General features: G+C 67.8%; 15 protein-coding genes. 8 read left to right on the forward strand and 7 right to left on the reverse strand.

From position 1 onward, the window contains the following. Window positions 1-30: 30 nt before the first annotated feature. From coxB to AS93_RS18470, 4 genes are read left to right on the forward strand one after another with little or no spacing between them, the layout of a single operon-like run. Window positions 31-966: a cytochrome c oxidase subunit II gene (gene coxB / locus AS93_RS20470; RefSeq protein ID WP_037008256.1), complete on the forward strand. Its 936-nt coding sequence runs from the start codon at window positions 31-33 to the stop codon at window positions 964-966. After that, entirely contained in the window at window positions 963-3,482 is a 2,520-nt protein-coding gene (ctaD, locus tag AS93_RS0100215; protein ID WP_027588698.1) for a cytochrome c oxidase subunit I, read from the forward strand. Before coxB ends, ctaD begins: the two co-directional genes overlap by 4 nt. Next, window positions 3,479-3,817 (forward strand): hypothetical protein, encoded by a 339-nt coding sequence (locus AS93_RS0100220; RefSeq protein ID WP_027588699.1) that lies wholly within the window; start codon window positions 3,479-3,481, stop codon window positions 3,815-3,817. Before ctaD ends, AS93_RS0100220 begins: the two co-directional genes overlap by 4 nt. Next, on the forward strand, window positions 3,817-4,680 hold the full coding sequence (locus AS93_RS18470) for a cytochrome c oxidase assembly protein (RefSeq protein ID WP_081798173.1): 864 nt from the start codon (window positions 3,817-3,819) through the stop codon (window positions 4,678-4,680). Before AS93_RS0100220 ends, AS93_RS18470 begins: the two co-directional genes overlap by 1 nt. On the opposite strand, the gene AS93_RS0100230 is transcribed toward AS93_RS18470, so the two are convergent. The 3 genes from AS93_RS0100230 to AS93_RS0100240 are packed head-to-tail and all read right to left on the reverse strand — an operon-like array spanning window position 4,637 to window position 7,141. Further along, window positions 4,637-5,410, reverse strand: a complete 774-nt coding sequence (locus AS93_RS0100230; RefSeq protein ID WP_027588700.1) for a MetQ/NlpA family ABC transporter substrate-binding protein — start codon at window positions 5,408-5,410, stop codon at window positions 4,637-4,639. The genes AS93_RS18470 and AS93_RS0100230 overlap by 44 nt on opposite strands. Before the next feature lie 58 nt (window positions 5,411-5,468). Beyond that, a complete protein-coding gene (locus AS93_RS0100235; protein WP_027588701.1) occupies window positions 5,469-6,134 on the reverse strand; it encodes a methionine ABC transporter permease in 666 nt (221 codons plus the stop codon). After that, on the reverse strand, window positions 6,134-7,141 hold the full coding sequence (locus AS93_RS0100240) for a methionine ABC transporter ATP-binding protein (protein WP_027588702.1): 1,008 nt from the start codon (window positions 7,139-7,141) through the stop codon (window positions 6,134-6,136). The genes AS93_RS0100235 and AS93_RS0100240 overlap by 1 nt, the downstream gene beginning before the upstream one ends. Before the next feature lie 112 nt (window positions 7,142-7,253). On the opposite strand from AS93_RS0100240, the gene katE reads away from it, so the two are divergent. Beyond that, entirely contained in the window at window positions 7,254-9,446 is a 2,193-nt protein-coding gene (gene katE / locus AS93_RS0100245; protein ID WP_256214651.1) for a catalase HPII, read from the forward strand. A 113-nt stretch (window positions 9,447-9,559) separates the two neighbouring features. Here the strand turns inward: katE and AS93_RS19880 are convergent, their stop codons facing one another. The 4 genes from AS93_RS19880 to AS93_RS0100265 all read right to left on the reverse strand — a co-directional run bounded on the left by AS93_RS19880 (window position 9,560) and on the right by AS93_RS0100265 (window position 12,274). Continuing rightward, entirely contained in the window at window positions 9,560-10,159 is a 600-nt protein-coding gene (locus AS93_RS19880) for a hypothetical protein (RefSeq protein WP_051587289.1), read from the reverse strand. A 72-nt stretch (window positions 10,160-10,231) separates the two neighbouring features. Continuing rightward, window positions 10,232-11,014, reverse strand: coding sequence for a zinc ABC transporter permease subunit ZnuB (gene znuB / locus AS93_RS0100255; protein ID WP_027588704.1), 783 nt, complete (start codon window positions 11,012-11,014; stop codon window positions 10,232-10,234). Beyond that, complete coding sequence (gene znuC, locus AS93_RS0100260; RefSeq protein ID WP_027588705.1) at window positions 11,007-11,780, reverse strand: zinc ABC transporter ATP-binding protein ZnuC; 774 nt, start codon at window positions 11,778-11,780, stop codon at window positions 11,007-11,009. The genes znuB and znuC overlap by 8 nt, the downstream gene beginning before the upstream one ends. Next, the gene (locus AS93_RS0100265) at window positions 11,777-12,274 is read right to left on the reverse strand and encodes a Fur family transcriptional regulator (protein WP_027588706.1); all 498 of its coding nucleotides are present in this window, start codon (window positions 12,272-12,274) and stop codon (window positions 11,777-11,779) included. Before AS93_RS0100265 ends, znuC begins: the two co-directional genes overlap by 4 nt. 66 nt (window positions 12,275-12,340) lie before the next feature. Between AS93_RS0100265 and AS93_RS0100270 the strand changes: the two genes are divergently transcribed. The 3 genes from AS93_RS0100270 to AS93_RS0100280 all read left to right on the forward strand — a co-directional run bounded on the left by AS93_RS0100270 (window position 12,341) and on the right by AS93_RS0100280 (window position 16,524). Then, a complete protein-coding gene (locus AS93_RS0100270; RefSeq protein WP_027588707.1) occupies window positions 12,341-13,270 on the forward strand; it encodes a zinc ABC transporter substrate-binding protein in 930 nt (309 codons plus the stop codon). Between the two features lie 332 nt (window positions 13,271-13,602). Continuing rightward, a complete protein-coding gene (locus AS93_RS0100275) occupies window positions 13,603-15,750 on the forward strand; it encodes an adenosylcobalamin-dependent ribonucleoside-diphosphate reductase (RefSeq protein ID WP_027588708.1) in 2,148 nt (715 codons plus the stop codon). 57 nt (window positions 15,751-15,807) lie between these two features. Beyond that, complete coding sequence (locus tag AS93_RS0100280) at window positions 15,808-16,524, forward strand: NrdJb (protein ID WP_027588709.1); 717 nt, start codon at window positions 15,808-15,810, stop codon at window positions 16,522-16,524. Window positions 16,525-16,577: the final 53 nt, after the last annotated feature.

Consider the following 16,577-nt stretch of genomic DNA (forward strand, 5'->3'; position numbering starts at 1 on the left):
GAGTGGACAGCGCTGGCGCTGGCAGTTCCCCTGCTGGCCGGCTGCCAGGGTCCGCAGTCAGCGCTCGACCCGGCCAGCGCCACGGCCCGCGAGCTGGCGCGCCTCTGGTGGGTGATGAGCAGCGTGGCCGGGCTGGTGCTGCTGCTGGTCAGTGTGCTCTGGCTGTACGCGCTGTTCCGGGCGCCGCGCCAGTATCCGCAGCCGCAGGCACGGCGTATCCAGCGCCGCCTGCTGATCGGCGGCGGGTTGCTGTTGCCCACGCTGAGCGTCAGCGCGCTGCTGTTCTACGGCGTCAACGCCGCCCGCGGGATGCTGCCGCTGAGCGAGGCACCGCTTCGCCTGGAAATCACCGGCCATCAATGGTGGTGGGAAGTGCGCTATCCGCAGGGCGACGTGGTGACCGCCAACCAACTCATCCTGCCGGTCGGCGTGCCCGTGGATATCGAGGTGAGCAGTGCCGACGTGATCCACGCGTTCTGGGTGCCGCGCCTGGGCGGCAAACTGGACATGACGCCGGGGCGCCGGCATCGGGTGCGCCTGCAGGCCGATCGCGAGGGGGTGTTTCGCGGCCAGTGCGCCGAGTTCTGCGGCACCCAGCATGCGCACATGATCCTGCACGTCGAGGCCCTGCCTCCCGAGCGCTTCGACGTGTGGCTACAGGCGCGGACACAGCGCGCGGCCATTGCACCGGCGCCGGGTGCCGCCGGCGAGCTGTTCGCCAGCCGTTGCGCGCTCTGTCATCGGGTCGCCGGCGTGTCTGACGGACGGCGCGGGCCCGACCTGACCGACCTGGCCTCGCGCCCCACCCTCGGCGCGGGTGTGATCGCCAACGATGCCGCCGGCCTGCGCCGCTGGCTGCGCGAGCACCAGCGCCTCAAGCCTGGCAACGGCATGCCGAACCACGATGACGTGGACGATACGACGCTGGACGCCCTGGCGGCCTGGCTGGAGGGACTCGCGCCATGAAACGTCGCTCGTCGCATCCGGATCCGGCCCGTCTGCACGCGCAGTTCGAACGGGTGTGGGGCAGCCCGTCGGGCTGGCGGGCGCTGACCGTCGTCAACCACACCGCCATCGGCCGCCGCTTCCTGATCACCGGCGCGGTGTTCTTCCTGATTGGCGGCCTGCTGGCGATGCTGATCCGCGCTCAGCTGGCCGTGCCCGGTTACGTGCTGCTGGAGCCGGACCTGTACAACCAGGTGTTCACCATGCACGGCACGGTGATGATGTTCCTGTTCGCCGTGCCGATGATGGAGGGTCTGGCGGTCTACCTGATCCCCAAGATGCTCGGCGCCCGCGACCTGGCCTTCCCGCGCCTGTCGGCGCTGGGCTACTGGTGCTACCTGTTCGGCGGCATCATCCTCACCGCCAGCCTGGTGCTGGAGATCGCCCCCAAGGCCGGCTGGTTCATGTACACGCCACTGTCCAGCGCCGCGCATACGCCGGGCATGAACTCGGATTTCTGGCTGCTGGGCGTCACCTTCGTGGAAATTTCCGCGGTCAGCGCCGGCGTCGAGCTGGTGGTGTCGATCCTGCGGGTGCGGGCGCGCGGCATGGCCCTGCATCAGATGCCGATCTACGCCTGGTACATCCTGGTCATGGCCGGGATGATCGTGGTCGGCTTCCCGCCGCTGATCCTCGGCAGCATCCTGCTGGAGCTGGAGCGCGCCGCCGGGCTGCCGTTCTTCGATCCCGGCCGCGGCGGCGATCCGCTGCTCTGGCAGCACCTGTTCTGGCTGTTCGGCCATCCCGAGGTGTACATCATCTTCCTCCCGGGGGCGGGCATCGTCTCCACGTTGCTGCCGGTGTTCTGCGGTCGGCCGCTGGTCGGCTACCGCTGGGTGGTGCTCAGCGTGCTAGCCACCGGCTTCATCAGCTTCGGCCTGTGGGTGCACCACATGTTCACCGTGGGCATTCCGCAGCTGGCGCTGGCCTTCTTCTCCGCCGCCAGCATGCTGGTGGCGATTCCCACCGGGGTGCAGGTGTTCGCCTGGCTGACCACCCTGTGGCTGGGCACGCCGCGCTACCAGGTGCCGATGCTCTGGCTGGTGGGCTTCCTGATCGTGTTCGTGGCCGGCGGGCTGACCGGGGTGATGCTGGCGCTGGTGCCCTTCGACTGGCAGGTGCACGACACCCATTTCGTGGTGGCACACATGCACTACGTGCTGGTCGGCGGCATGTTCTTCCCGCTGATGGCCGGGCTCTACTACTGGCTGCCGCACTTCTCCGGCCGGCTGCCATCGGAACGCCTCGGCCGCTGGGGCTTCTGGCTGGTGTTCATCGGCTTCAACCTGACCTTCCTGGTGATGCACTGGACCGGCCTGCTGGGCATGCCCCGGCGCGTCTACACCTACGACACCGGCCTGGGCTGGGACTGGCCGAACCTGGTGTCGTCCATCGGCAGCTTTGTGATGGCCGCCGGGGTGGCCACCTGCCTGCTCGACCTGCTGCTGCATGTGCGCTTCGGCAGGCCGGCGGGCGTGAATCCCTGGCAGGCCGATACGCTGGAATGGGCCACGGACTATCCGCCGGCCTCCTACAACTTCCTCAGCCTGCCCGACGTGAACAACCGCCATCCGCTGTGGCGCGAGCCCGACCTGCCGCAGGGCATCGCCCGCGGCGAGCATGCCCTGGTGGAAATCGACCATGGCCGTCGCGACACCTGGGGCGTGGAGGCGCTGAGCGGACGGGTGCGCGACATCACCCAGCTGCCCGGCAACACCTGGATACCGCTGATTGCCGCGCTGCTGTTGGCCGGCCTGTGTCTGAGCCTGCTGCTCAAGCAGTACGGCCTGGCGCTGGGACTGAGCGGTGTGATCCTGCTGGTGCTGCTGCACTGGTCCTGGCGCAATGGCCCGTTGCTGAGCCCCGGGGCGAATCTGACCGTGCAGGCGAACCAGCCGCCGCTGCACTGGCAGACCCATGACGGCCCTGGGCTGTGGGGCATGGCGGTCACCCTGGTGGCCGATGGCGCCCTGTACCTGTCGCTGCTGTTCGGCTGGTTCTACCTGGGCATCGTTACGCCCGTTGCCGGGCCGACCACGGTGAAAGTCGGCGCGGGCTGGCTGCTTGGCAGCGCCCTGCTGCTCACGGTCGGCACCTTGTATCTGGGCGGACTGTTGCGTCGGTTGCGGCGGGGCAGCGAGGCGCGCCTCGGCATCCATTTTCTGCTGCTCACCTTGCTGGGGCTGCTGCAAGTGACGCTGCTGCTCGGCGCGCTGCAGGCCGCCGAACTGCAGCCGCGGGCCCGCGCACTGGATGCGGTGGTGCTGGTGATGCTGCTCTACAGCCTGATCCATTGCGCCCTGGCGACCATCCTCACCGCCCTGCAGGCCTGGCGCGCGCGGCTGGGTTACGTCAGCGCGCGCCAGTCGTACGAACCCCGGGTGGTGGCGCAGCTGTGGCTCTACAACCTGGGCGTGCTGTGGATCAGCTACCTGGCCATCGTGCTCTTCCCGCTGGGCTGGGGGAACGGGTCATGAGTCGCCTGCGCGAGCATCCGCTGCACAGCATCCTCGGGCTGGTGATCTGGAGCCTGTGGTTCGTGGCGCTGTATGCCGGCCAGGGGCTGGGCTGCGCCCTCGCGCCGCCAGCGCCGGCAGACGGGGCGGCCACTTGGCTGAACGCCGTGCTAGGGGTGTTTACCGGGCTGACCGTGCTGCTGCTGCTGGGACTGGCGCTGTTCAGCTGGCGCTCCGCCGCCGCCGGCTCGCCGCAGCGTTTCGTGCTGCGCCTGGCCGCCGGCGTGCATCTGGTAGGGGCTGCGGCCACGGTCTTCATCGGCCTGACGTTGCTGGGCCTGCCGCCGTGCGCCTGATGCTCGGGCTGCTGGTGTGGCTGCCGCTGCCGGCGGCGGCGCACGGGCTGTTCGACCATGGACTGGTTGAGCGCCTGCCCCTGTGGCTGACCGGCCTGCTGATGCTGGCGGCCTGGGCGCTCTATCTGCGCGGCTGCCGCCGGGTGCCGCCCCGGCCGGCGGACGCGGCCTGCTTCCACCTGGCGCTGCTGCTGGCCGTCGTGGCCATCTTCGGGCCGCTGGACGACTGGGCACAACGCAGCGCCGCCTGGCACATGACCCAGCACATGCTGTTCATCCTGGTGATCGGTCCGCTCGCGGCGCTGGCCCGGCCGCTGCCGCAATGGCGCAGCGTGCTCGGTCGCGCGGGACAGCCGCTGTGGAACCCGTTGCTGCGCAGCGCCCGGCATCCGGGGGCCCTGGCGCTGCTGCACGGCGCGGTGATCTGGGTCTGGCACGTGCCACGGCTGTATCAGCTGGCGCTGGACAACCTCTGGTGGCACGCCATCGAGCATGCCTGTTTCCTGCTCAGCGCCTGGCTGTTCTGGTGGGCGGTGCTGCGCGCCCCGCCTCGCCAGGCACCCCAGGCGCTGCTGGCGGTGCTGCTGACCCTGATGCACACCGGCCTGCTCGGCGCCCTGCTGACCTTCGCGCCGGTGTCTTTCTATGGCGATGCGCGCAGCCTGGCCGACCAGCAACTGGCCGGTCTGCTGATGTGGGTGCCAGGCGGGGTGCTCTACCTGCTCGGCGCTGGCTGGGTGGCCTGGCGCTGGCTGGGGCGCGCTCCCCAAACACAACAAAGCCCGCACGGGGCGGGCTTTGTCAGGGCTGCGGGCGATGTTAGAACGCCGGCACCACGGCGCCCTGGTACTTCTCGGCAATGAACTGCTTCACCGCGTCGCTATGTAGGGCCTTGGCCAGTTTCTGCATGGCCGGGCTGTCCTTGTTGTCCTCGCGGCTGACCAGGATATTCACGTAGGGCGACTCACTGCCCTCGATGACCAGCGCATCCTCGGCCGGGTTGAGGCCGGCTTCCAGGGCGTAGTTGGTGTTGATCAGCGCCAGGTCCACCTGGTTCAGCACGCGCGGCAGGGTGGCGGCTTCCAGTTCGCGCACGCGGATGCGCTTGGGATTGTCGGCGATGTCGCGCGGGGTGGCGGTGATGCCGGCTTCCGGCTTCAGCGTGATGATGCCCGCCTTGGCCAGCAGCAGCAGGGCGCGGCCGCCGTTGGTGGCGTCGTTGGGGATCACCACGTTGGCGCCGCTGGGCAGGTCTTCGATGTCGTTGATCTTGTGCGAGTAGGCGCCGAACGGCTCGACGTGCACGCCGGCCACGCTGACCAGCCGGGTGCCACGGCTCTTGTTGAACTCGTCCAGGTACGGCTGGTGCTGGAAGAAGTTGGCGTCCAGGCGCTTCTCGGCCACCTGCACGTTGGGCTGCACGTAATCGGTGAACACCTTGATGTTCAGGGTCACACCTTCCTTGGCCAGCTGTGGCTTCACGAATTCCAGCAGCTCGGCATGCGGCACGGCGGTGGCCGCCACGGTCAGGGTTTCCGCCGCCTGGGCGGAAAAGGCCGCGACGGCGGCGAAGACGGCAAGCAGTTTCTTCATGGTGTAACTCCTTTACGGATAACGGACGCGGCTCCGACGACACGGTCGCCGCAAGGGTTCACTTGCGGGAAAAATGCACCACCAGGTGGTCGCCGACAGATTGCAGAATCTGCACCAGAACCAGCAACAACACCACGGTCACCACCATCACGTCGGTCTGGAAGCGCTGATAGCCGAAGCGGATGGCCAGGTCGCCCAGGCCGCCGGCGCCGACTACGCCGGCCATCGCGGTGTAGGACACCAGGGTAATGGCGGTGACGGTGACGGCGGCGATGATGCCCGGTCGCGCCTCCGGCAGCAGGGCGCTGACGATGATCTGCCGGGTGCTGGCGCCCATGGCCTGGGTGGCCTCGATGATGCCGCGATCCACCTCGCGCAACGCGGTTTCCACTAGGCGCGCGAAGAATGGCGTGGTGCCCACCACCAGCGGCGGAATGGCGCCGGCCACGCCCAGCGAGGTGCCGGTGAGTACCACGGTGATGGGGATCATCACGATCAGCAGGATGATGAACGGCAGCGAGCGCAGCACGTTGACCACGAACGACAGCAGCGCATACAGCGGACGGTTGTCGAACAGCTGCCGCGGCCCGGTAAGGAACAGCAGCACGCCCAGCGGCAGGCCGAACACCACGGTGAACAGCAGCGAGCCGCCGAGCATCAGTAGGGTGTCCAGGGTGGCCAGCCAGATCTCGTACCAGTCGATATTGACGAAGAAGGCGTCCATCAGCGCAGTACCTCCACATGAACTTCGGCGGCTTGCAGGCGGCTCAGCGCGGCGTCCAGGTCGCCGCCGGTCAGGGCCAGGGTCAGCTGGCCGTAGGGGGTGTCCTTGATGCGGTCGATGCGCCCGGCCAGGATGCTGTAGTCCACCCCCGTCTCGCGGGCCACGGTGCCCAGCAGCGGCTTGTAGGTGGCCTCGCCCTGGAAGGTCAGACGCAGGATGCGCCCCGGCACCTGGGCGAAGTCCTCGTGCAGCTCGCCTTCGTCGATGGCCTCGTCTTCGAGCACGAAGCGCCGGGTGGTCGGGTGCTGCGGGTGCAGGAACACCTCGGCCACCGCGCCCTGCTCGACGATGCGCCCGGCATCCATCACCGCCACGCGGTCGCAGACGCGGCGAATCACGTCCATCTCGTGGGTGATCAGCACGATGGTCAGACCCAGCTCGCGGTTGATCTCGGCCAGCAGCTGCAGCACCTGGGCGGTGGTCTGCGGGTCGAGGGCGCTGGTCGCCTCGTCGCACAAGAGGATCTTCGGGTCGGTGGCCAGCGCGCGGGCGATACCGACGCGCTGCTTCTGGCCACCGGACAGCTGCGCCGGGTACTTGCGGGCGTGATCCTGCAGGCCGACGCGGCGCAGCAGCTCGTCCACGCGGCGGTTGATGTCGGCGGCGGGCAGCTCGCCGGCCAGGCGCAGCGGCAGGGCCACGTTGTCGGCCACGGTGCGCGAGCTGAGCAGGTTGAAGTGCTGGAAGATCATGCCGACCCGGCGACGGAAGGCGCGCAGGCCGTCGGCATCCAGCGCAGTGACGTCCTCGCCATCGACCCGGATGCGCCCGCCGCTGGGGTTTTCCAGACGGTTGATCAGGCGCAGCAGGGTGCTCTTGCCGGCGCCGGAATGGCCGATCAGGCCGAACACCTCGCCCGTTTCGACCACCAGATCGGTGGGCTGCAGGGCCGGTACGTCGCGGCCGGCGACGCGGTAGGTCTTGTGGACTTGCTGGAACTCGATCACGTGTGCGGACCTTTTGGGTGCATGACGTGCCCCTGGCATGCGGGCAAAAGTGGCGCATTTTAGCCGATTGTGGCGTGCGGGCCACGCAGGCTGTTGGTAAGCGGCGAGGAACATCCGATTCCGGCACCGGTCCCTTGCAGACCCGTGCGCCCACCAGGAGGGACCAGCCATGGCCCAGCAACCCACCGGCCCCAGCGAACTGGCCGGCACCGACACCACCGACCGGCAGAACAGCAGCGACAAGCTGGACGCCCTCGAGCCTTACCGCTCGGACGCCACCGGCCAGGCCCTGACCTCCAACCAGGGCGTGAAGATCGCTGACAACCAGAACACCCTGAAGGCCAGGGATCGTGGCCCGTCCCTGCTCGAAGACTTCATCATGCGGGAGAAGATCACGCACTTCGACCACGAGCGCATTCCCGAGCGCATCGTGCATGCGCGTGGCACGGCGGCCCACGGCGTCTTCCGGGTCTACGCATCCCAGGCGAAGCTGACCAAGGCCGCCTTCCTGCAGGACCCGGCCAAGGTCACCCCGGTGTTCGTGCGCTTTTCCACCGTGCAGGGCCCGCGCGGTTCGGCGGACACGGTGCGCGACGTGCGCGGCTTCGCGGTGAAGTTCTACACCGAGGAAGGCAACTTCGACCTGGTGGGCAACAACATGCCGGTGTTCTTCATCCAGGACGCCATCAAGTTCCCCGACTTCGTGCATGCGGTGAAGCCCGAGCCGCACAACGAGATCCCTACCGGCGCCTCGGCCCACGACACCTTCTGGGACTTTGTCTCGCTGGTGCCGGAAAGCGCGCACATGGTGATGTGGGCCATGTCCGACCGGGCCATTCCCGCCACCCTGCGCGCCATGCAGGGCTTCGGGGTGCATACGTTCCGCATGATCGATGCCCAGGGCGCCAGCCGCTTCGTCAAGTTTCACTGGCGGCCGCTGTCGGGGGTGTACTCGCTGCTCTGGGACGAGGCGCAGAAGCTGGCCGGCAAGGATCCGGACTTCAATCGTCGCCAGCTCTGGGAGGACATCGAAAGCGGCGACTATCCGGAATGGGAACTGGGCGTGCAGGTGGTCGAGGAGGCCGACGAGCACAGCTTCGACTTCGACCTGCTGGACCCGACCAAGATCATCCCCGAGGAGCAGGTGCCGGTGCAGCCGATCGGCAAGCTGACCCTCAACCGTAACCCGGACAACTTCTTCGCCGAGACCGAACAGGCGGCCTTCCACCCGGGACACATCGTGCCGGGTATCGACTTCAGCAACGATCCGCTGTTGCAGGGCCGGCTGTTTTCCTACACCGACACCCAGTTGCTGCGCCTGGGCGGGCCGAACTTTCACCAGATCCCGATCAACCGCCCGGTCTGCCCGTTTCACAACAACCAGCGCGACGCCTACCACCAGCACCAGATACACAAGGGGCGCGCGGCCTACGAACCCAACTCCGTTGATGCCGGCTGGCCAAAGGAAACCCCGGCGGGGCCGGCAGGCGGAGGTTTCGAGAGCTATCCCGAACGCATCGAGGGCCACAAGATCCGCAACCGCAGCGAATCGTTCGGCGACCACTTCTCCCAGGCGCGGCTGTTCTGGAGGAGCATGAGCGAGGTGGAGCAGGCGCACATCGTCGATGCCTACAGCTTCGAGCTGGCCAAGGTGGAGCGCATGGCCATCCGCGAGCGCGAGGTCAACGAGATCCTGGCCAATATCGATCTGGACCTGGCCCGGCGGGTGGCCGCCAACATCGGCGTGCAGCCACCCGCCGCCGGCACGGTGGAACTGCCCAAGGTCCGCCAGGAGCAGTCGCCGGCGCTGAGCCAGATGAACCTGCTGACCGGCAACATCCGCTCGCGCAAGATCGCCATCCTGATCGGCAACGGCGTGGATGCCGCCGCCGTCAGCGCCGCCCAGGCTGCGCTGAAAGCCGAAGGTGCGGTGTGCAAGCGGGTGGCGCCAAGCGCCGCGCCGGTGAAAGGCAGCGATGGCAGCCGCCTGGTGCCGGATGGTTCGCTGGCTGGATTGCCGTCGATCATGTTCGACGCGGTGCTGGTCCCCGGCGGCGAGGCCGCCATGCAGGCCATGATGGCGGACGGCACCGCGCTGCATTACCTGCTGGAAGCCTACAAGCACCTCAAGCCGATGGCCTTCCTCGGCCAGGCGCAGACCCTGCTTGCGCAGCTGCGCCTGGATGAGGATGAGGGGTTGCTGGTGGGCAGCGATCTGTCGGCCATCCAGGCCTCGTACTTCGCTGCCATCGCCAGGCACCGGGTATGGGCGCGGATGCCCAAGGCCATGAGCGTGCCGGCGTAGAGGCCTGCTCCGGCCTTGTAGGGTGGCAGCCGCGATGCGTTCGTGCGGGGCGCAAGGAGACGCTCGCGGTTGAAGCCGCTCCTACGGGCCGCGCAGACATAGGGCGCCCGAGGCTATTCCTGGGCACCACCCCCGATCAGCAGCAGGCGCGGCACGCGCGAGGCGATGTGGCTGACTTCCACTTCCGAGGCGTCGCCCAGGCGTGTGCGCAGCAGTTCGGCGGCGCGGTTGGACTGCCAGCTGCCGCGGGCCTCCAGCACGATGCGGCAATCGCAGGTCCGCAGTTCGTCGGCCAGGCTGTCGAACTGCTCGGCCAGGGCGGCGTAATCGCCCTTGTCCAGCAGCGGCAGCATGATGCTGCGCACCTGCGGGTCCAGCTGGTCGCCGAGGTCGGTGGTCAGCGCCGGCGCGGCCGGCAGCAGGCTGCGGGCCCGGCTCAGCGCCGTGGTGGCAGTGTTCAGGTCGCCGGCCTGCAGCGCATCCTGTCCCTGGCGCAGGTAGGCGTCGGCCAACTGGCGCTGATACGGGGCCAGGCGCTCGGCGTCGACGCCCCGCTTGCCGGCATCGGCCAGCAACTGGTCCGCCTGTGCCAGCTGGCCCTGGGCCAGGTAGCTCTGGAACAACTGCCGCTGGGTGTCCTGCACCGGCGCACTCTGGCAGCCGGCAAGCACGACAACCAGGCCGGCAAGGGTCAGGCAACGGAACATGGGCATGTGAAGGGACCTCGAGGAAGCGGTCGACGGGATTCTAACCCTGCCCGTCTCGGGCGCACAGGACGACACGCGTCAGCGCCGCCGTGGCAGGGCAAAGCTAAGCAGAAACAGGGCGGCGGCGCTCACCACGATCGAGGGCCCGGCCGGGGTGTCCTGGAACCAGGACAGGCTCAGGCCCGCCGACACCGCCAGCAGGCCGAGCAGGCTGGCGCCGACGGCCATCTGCTCCGGCGTGCGCGCATGGCGCTGGGCGGCGGCGGCAGGAATGATCAGCAGCGAGGTGATCAGCAGCACGCCGACGATCTTCATGGCCAGGGCGATCACCAGGGCGATCAGCAGCATCAGCGCCAGGCGCAGACCGGCCACCGGCAGGCCTTCGACGCGTGCCAGCTCCTCGTGCACGGTAATGGCCAGCAGCGGGCGCCACAGCGGCACCAGCAGCAGCAGCACCAGCGCGCTGCCGCCCAATACCCAGTACAGATCCTCGCGGCTGATGGCCAGCAGATCGCCGAACAGATAGCCGAGCAGATCGACGCGCACCTCCAGGAGGCTCATGGTCACCAGACCCAGGGCCAGCATGGTGGGCGCCAGCATGCCCAGCAGGGTGTCGGAGGCCAGCGCCTGGCGACCTTGCAGGCCGAGCAGCGCCAGCGCCAGCAGCAGGCACAGGGCGATGATTGCCAGTGTCGGGCTGATCGCCAACCACAGGCCCAGGGCTAGGCCGAGCAGCGCGGCATGGGACAGGGTTTCGCCGAAATAGGCCATGCGCCGCCAGACCACGAACGAGCCGAGTGGGCCAGCCACCAGCGCCAGGGCGAGGCCGGCGAGCAGCGCGTGAAGCAGGAAATCAGCCATGGTTGCAGTTCGGACCGTGGGTATGGGGTTTCTTCAGGACCACGCCGCCGTGCAGATCGTGGGCGTGGTCGTGGCGGTGCTGGTAGATCGCCAGGCTGCGTGCATCACGGCCGAACAGTTCGACGAACGCCGGATCGCCGCTGACCTGTTCGGGATGTCCTGAGCAGCACACATGCCGGTTCAGGCACACCACCTGGTCGGTGGCGCTCATCACCAGGTGCAGGTCGTGGGAGACCATCAGCACGCCGCAGCCGTAGCGTTCGCGCAACGTGCCGATCAGCCGGTACAGCGCCGCCTGGCCGGCGACATCCACACCCTGCACCGGCTCGTCGAGCACCAGCAGTTCGGGCTTGCGCAGCAGGGCGCGGGCCAGCAGTACGCGTTGCAGCTCGCCGCCGGAGATCTTCTGCAGCGGGTGGTCGAGCACGTGGGCCGCGCCGACTTCTTCCAGCGCGGCCCGCGCCATGGCGGCGCTGACGCCAGGCACCAGGCGCAGGAAACGTTGCACGCTGAGCGGCAGGGTGGCGTCCACCTGCAGTTTTTGCGGCATGTAGCCGATGCGCAGTTTCGGTCGGCGCCAGACCTCGCCGCTGTCCGCCTTCAGCAGGCCCAGCACGACACGCACCAGGGTGGTCTTGCCGGCGCCGTTGGGGCCGATCAGCGTGACGATTTCGCCCGGTCGCACGCGCAGGTTCACCGCGTCCAGGGTGTCCTGGCCGTTGAAGCGCACGCTGACCCCGCTCAGGCGCAGCAGGTCATCGCTCATGCGGCCTCCTGGCAGCGGGCGCAGAGACCGACCACCTCGACCGTCTCGGTTTCCACGCGGAAGCCGACGCGCTGCGCACCGGCGACGATCGCTTCGCTGATGGCCGGGTGTTCCAGCTCGATGGCCGTGCGGCATTCGCGGCAGATCAGGAACTGACCCTGATGGCTGTGTTCCGGGCGGATGCAGCCGATGAAGGCGTTCAGCGAAGCGATGCGGTGGATCAGGCCGTTCTCCAGCAGGAAATCCAGGGCGCGGTAGACGGTCGGCGGCGCGGCGCGGCGGCCGTCTTCCTCGCTGAGGGTGCCGAGGATGTCGTAGGCTCCGAGCGGCTTGTGGCTCTGCCAGACCAGCTCCAGCACCCGCCTGCGCAGGGCTGTCAGGCGCACGCCCTGGCGCGCGCAGATGCTGTCGGCGTCGGCCAGTGCGTTGTCGACGCACTGGGAATGGTCGTGCGGCAGGCAGGCCAGCGGTGTGTCGGGAAGGGGTCGATACATGGCGGCGACGTCGAATGGAAGAGACGTTATTCTATAACCCTTTCCACCCAGAGTGTCGCTGTCGTGCTGCTACGTCTGTCCGCCGTTGTGCTGTTGTGCCTGGCTTCGCTGACCGCCCGTGCCGAAGTCGCCCTGCTCACCAGCATCAAACCCCTGCAACTGATCGCCGCCGCCGTGCAGGACGGTGTCGGCACGCCCGACGTGCTGCTGCCGCCGGGGGCGTCCGCGCACCATTACATGCTCAAGCCTTCCGAGGTACGCCGCCTGCGTCAGGCCGACCTGTTCTACTGGGTCGGGCCGGACCTGGAGAGCTTCCTGCCCCGCCTGCTCGACGGCCGCACAAACCCCAGCCTGGCCGTGCAGACCCTGGCGGGCCTGCAGTTGCGCCACTTTGGCGATGATCACCACGCTGACCATGACCATGACGCCCCGGTCGCGCATGACGATCACGACCACGACCACCGCCCCGGCAGCCTGGATGCCCACCTCTGGCTGCTGCCGGCCAACGCCCGAGTGATCGCTGCGCGGATGGCTGACGACCTGGCTGCGCGCGATCCGGCCAATGGCGCGCGCTACCGGGCCAACCTGGCGGCGTTCGAGCAGCGCCTGGACACGCTCGACCTGCGCCTGCGTACCCGTCTGGCGCCGCTGGCGGGCAAGCCGTACTTCGTGTTCCACGAGGCCTACGACTATTTCGAGGCGGCCTATGGCCTGCGCCATGCCGGGGTGTTCAGCCTGGGCGAGGTGCAGCTCGGTGCGCGGCAGGTGGCCCAGCTGCGTGAACGCCTGCGTGCCGCCGGCGCGACCTGCGTGTTCTACGAGCCGCCGCAGGCACCGCGCCTGGCCCAGACCCTGATCGAGGGGCTGCCGGTGCGCCTGGCGTCGCTGGATGCCCTGGGCTACGACCTGTCCGTGGATGCTCGCGGCTATGAGCGGCTGCTGGAAAGCCTCGGCGAGCAGTTGGCCGGCTGCCTGACGCCCGCCGGCGTCCAGTAGGACGGCTTCGTACCGGCCAGCAAAGCCGCGGCAAGCGCGGCAGGTGCGCTCCGACGAGCGGTCCCGCGCACCAGCCGTTTTTGTCTTTCAGACCAACTGCCGGCACGCACCCAGCCCGCCTGGCGTCTGAGTCTTGGCGACGCGGCGCACATTTCGAGCGACTGCGGCATTTGAGCGATTGAACCGTAGCGCAAGGCAGGTATTGTGTTCGCCTGTTTGTGCACCCACAAGATGAAGTGTTCGACAAGATATCCCAGGACTGTCGCTCGGGCTGTTTTGGCGTACAATCCGCAGCCTTTTTTTCCATCCCCTTGCGAATGAGGCACACGCGCATGGCGAAGACCAATGGGCCGATGACGGCGGGCAAACAGGCTTTTGAGATCGCCCTGCAGGCGGCTTCCGAAGATATCTGGGCGCAGAAGTACCGTCTGACTGACAAGGATGGCACCCCCATCGATGGTGATGTGGACGACACCTGGAAGCGTGTCGCCCGTTCCCTGGCGGAGGTGGAGGCGCCCGAAAAGCGCGAGTACTGGCATGAGCAGTTCCTCTGGGCGCTGCGCAACGGCGCGATTCCCGCCGGCCGCATCATTTCCAACGCCGGCGCGCTGGACTACAAGCCGGCCACCTCGACCATCAACTGCACCGTATCGGCGACCATCCGCGACTCGATGGACGACATCCTGGGCAAGGTCCACGAAGCCGGGCTGACCCTCAAGGCCGGCTGTGGCATCGGCTACGAATTCAGCACCCTGCGTCCGCGCGGCTCGTTCGTGTCCGGCGCCGGCGCGCACACCAGCGGCCCGCTGTCGTTCATGGATATCTTCGACAAGATGTGCTTCACCGTTAGCTCGGCCGGCGGCCGCCGCGGCGCGCAGATGGGCACCTTCGACGTCTGTCATCCGGATGTGCGCGAATTCATCCGCGCCAAGCGCGAGGATGGCCGCCTGCGCCAGTTCAACCTCAGCCTGCTGATCACCGACGAATTCATGCAGGCGGTGGAGAACGACGGCGAATGGCCGCTGATCTTCCCGGTGCACCCCAAGGAGCGCCACGAAGTCGACCTCGCCGACGCCTCCCAGGTGGTCTGGCGCGAATGGCCGATCCACGACGACTACATCGTGCGCGAGGACGGCCTGGTGGCCTGCCGCGTCTACGGTCGCGTCAAGGCGCGTCACCTGTGGGACATGATCATGGTCTCCACCTACGACTTCGCCGAGCCGGGCTTCATCCTCATCGACCGCGTCAACCAGCTGAACAACAACTGGTGGTGCGAGGCGATCCGCGCCACCAACCCGTGTGGCGAGCAGCCGCTGCCGCCCTACGGCTCCTGCCTGCTGGGCTCGGTGAACCTGACCCGCTTCGTGATCGACCCGTTCGGTCCGGACGCGCGCTTCGACTGGGACAAGTACCGCAAGGTGGTGCGCATCTTCACCCGCATGCTGGACAACGTGGTGGAGATCAACGGCCTGCCGCTGGAACAGCAGCGTCACGAGATCATGCACAAGCGTCGCCACGGCATGGGCTTCCTCGGCCTGGGTTCGACCCTGACCCTGCTCAAGATGCGCTACGGCAGCCCGGAATCCTGCGTGTTCACCGAGGAAGTGGCCCGCGAGATGGCCCTGGTCGGCTGGGAAGAGGCGCTGGAACTGTCCCGCGAAAAGGGCCCGGCGCCGCTGCTGGCCGAGGAATTCACGGTGACGGCCGAGATGCTGCGCAAGCGTCCGGAAATGGCCAAGGACGGCTACCAGGTGGGCGACAAGGTGCCCGGCCGCGTGCTGCACGCCAAGTATTCGCGCTACATGCAGCGCCTGGCCGAATACGCGCCGGAGCTGATCGAGGCGCTGGCCGAGCAGGGTGCGCGCTTCACCCACCACAGCTCCATCGCGCCGACCGGCACCATCAGCCTGAGCCTGGCCAACAACGCCTCCAACGGCATCGAGCCGAGTTTCGCCCACAAATACTCGCGCAACGTGATCCGTTCCGGGCGCAAGGCCAAGGAAAAGGTCGACGTGTTCAGCTTCGAGCTGCTGGCCTACCGCACGCTGGTCAATGCCAAGGCCGAGCCGGGCAGCGAGGACCCGGCGCGCAAGCTGCCGGACTACTTCGTCGCCGCCGATGACATCGGCCCGACCCAGCATGTGGACATCCAGGCCGCCGCGCAGAAGTGGGTGGATTCCTCGATCTCCAAGACCGCGAACGTACCCACCGACTATCCGTTCGAGGCGTTCAAGGACATCTACCGTTACGCCTGGCGCCAGGGCCTGAAGGGCTGCACCACCTTCCGCTTCAACCCCAAGGCCTTCCAGGGCGTGCTGGTCAAGGAAGCCGACCTGGAGAACACCCTGTACCGCTTCGAACTGGAAGACGGCAGCGTGGTCGAGCTCAAGGGCAATGCCATGGTCGAGTACGACGGCGAGGTGAACACTGCCGCCAACCTGTTCGATGCCCTCAAGGAAGGCTATTACGGCAAGTACTGAGGCCGTTTCATTTTTGCAGGGCCGGACGCCGGGGGCGTCCGGCCGGGAGTAATTGCTATGACCGTGAAGATCGAAAAACGCATCAAGGGCTTCAAGGTGGTCGACCAGGCCCTGGAGCGCCCCGCCGCCCAGGGCAGCGAAACGGCTGCCGCAGCCCAGCCCGAAGCGCCCGCCGTTGCGCCGGTGCAGATGGATGAGACGCTGCAGCGCCCCGAAACCCTGGTCGGCATGACCTACAAGATCAAGTCGCCGCTGTTCGAGCACGCCCTGTACGTGACCATCAACGACGTGGTGCTCAACGCCGGCACGCCGTTCGAGCAGCGCCGGCCCTTCGAGATCTTCATCAACTCGAAGAACATGGACCACTTCCAGTGGATCGTGGCGCTCACCCGCATCATGTCCGCCGTGTTCCGCAAGGGCGGCGACTGTACCTTCCTGGTGGAGGAGATGAAGGCGGTGTTCGACCCGCGCGGCGGCTACCTGAAGAAGGGTGGCATCTACATGCCGTCCATCGTCGCCGAGATCGGCGGCGTGGTGGAGCGCCACCTGATCAGCATCGGCATGATGGAAGGTCAGGGCCTGGACGAGGTGCAGCGCCAGTACCTGGCGGAAAAGCGCGCCGCCTACGAGGCCACCCAGGGCGCGACGACCGCCGAACCGGGCGAAGGCTTCCCCGCCGGCGCGCAGCTGTGCGGCAAGTGCAGCACCAAGGCGGTGGTGCAGATGGATGGCTGCGCCACCTGCCTGAATTGCGGGCACTCCAAGTGCGGCTAGTTCGCGCCTGAAACCCCAGAGCCCCGGCACGCCGGGGCTTTTTGTGCGTGCCT

The organism is Pseudomonas sp. RL, from assembly GCF_000647775.1.
GTDB classification, from domain to species: Bacteria; Pseudomonadota; Gammaproteobacteria; order Pseudomonadales; family Pseudomonadaceae; genus Serpens; species Serpens flexibilis.

Bases quoted from the DNA above. Each gene is read 5' to 3' on its own strand.
- AS93_RS0100275 (WP_027588708.1), top strand. From the start codon at position 13,603: ATGGCGAAGACCAATGGGCCGATGACGGCGGGCAAACAGGCTTTTGAG.
- AS93_RS0100265 (WP_027588706.1), bottom strand. From the start codon at position 12,274: ATGTATCGACCCCTTCCCGACACACCGCTGGCCTGCCTGCCGCACGAC.
- AS93_RS18470 (WP_081798173.1), top strand. From the start codon at position 3,817: ATGCTCGGGCTGCTGGTGTGGCTGCCGCTGCCGGCGGCGGCGCACGGG.
- AS93_RS0100230 (WP_027588700.1), bottom strand. From the start codon at position 5,410: ATGAAGAAACTGCTTGCCGTCTTCGCCGCCGTCGCGGCCTTTTCCGCC.
- AS93_RS0100280 (WP_027588709.1), top strand. From the start codon at position 15,808: ATGACCGTGAAGATCGAAAAACGCATCAAGGGCTTCAAGGTGGTCGAC.
- AS93_RS0100220 (WP_027588699.1), top strand. From the start codon at position 3,479: ATGAGTCGCCTGCGCGAGCATCCGCTGCACAGCATCCTCGGGCTGGTG.
- znuB (WP_027588704.1), bottom strand. From the start codon at position 11,014: ATGGCTGATTTCCTGCTTCACGCGCTGCTCGCCGGCCTCGCCCTGGCG.
- AS93_RS0100235 (WP_027588701.1), bottom strand. From the start codon at position 6,134: ATGGACGCCTTCTTCGTCAATATCGACTGGTACGAGATCTGGCTGGCC.
- znuC (WP_027588705.1), bottom strand. From the start codon at position 11,780: ATGAGCGATGACCTGCTGCGCCTGAGCGGGGTCAGCGTGCGCTTCAAC.
- AS93_RS19880 (WP_051587289.1), bottom strand. From the start codon at position 10,159: ATGCCCATGTTCCGTTGCCTGACCCTTGCCGGCCTGGTTGTCGTGCTT.
- ctaD (WP_027588698.1), top strand. From the start codon at position 963: ATGAAACGTCGCTCGTCGCATCCGGATCCGGCCCGTCTGCACGCGCAG.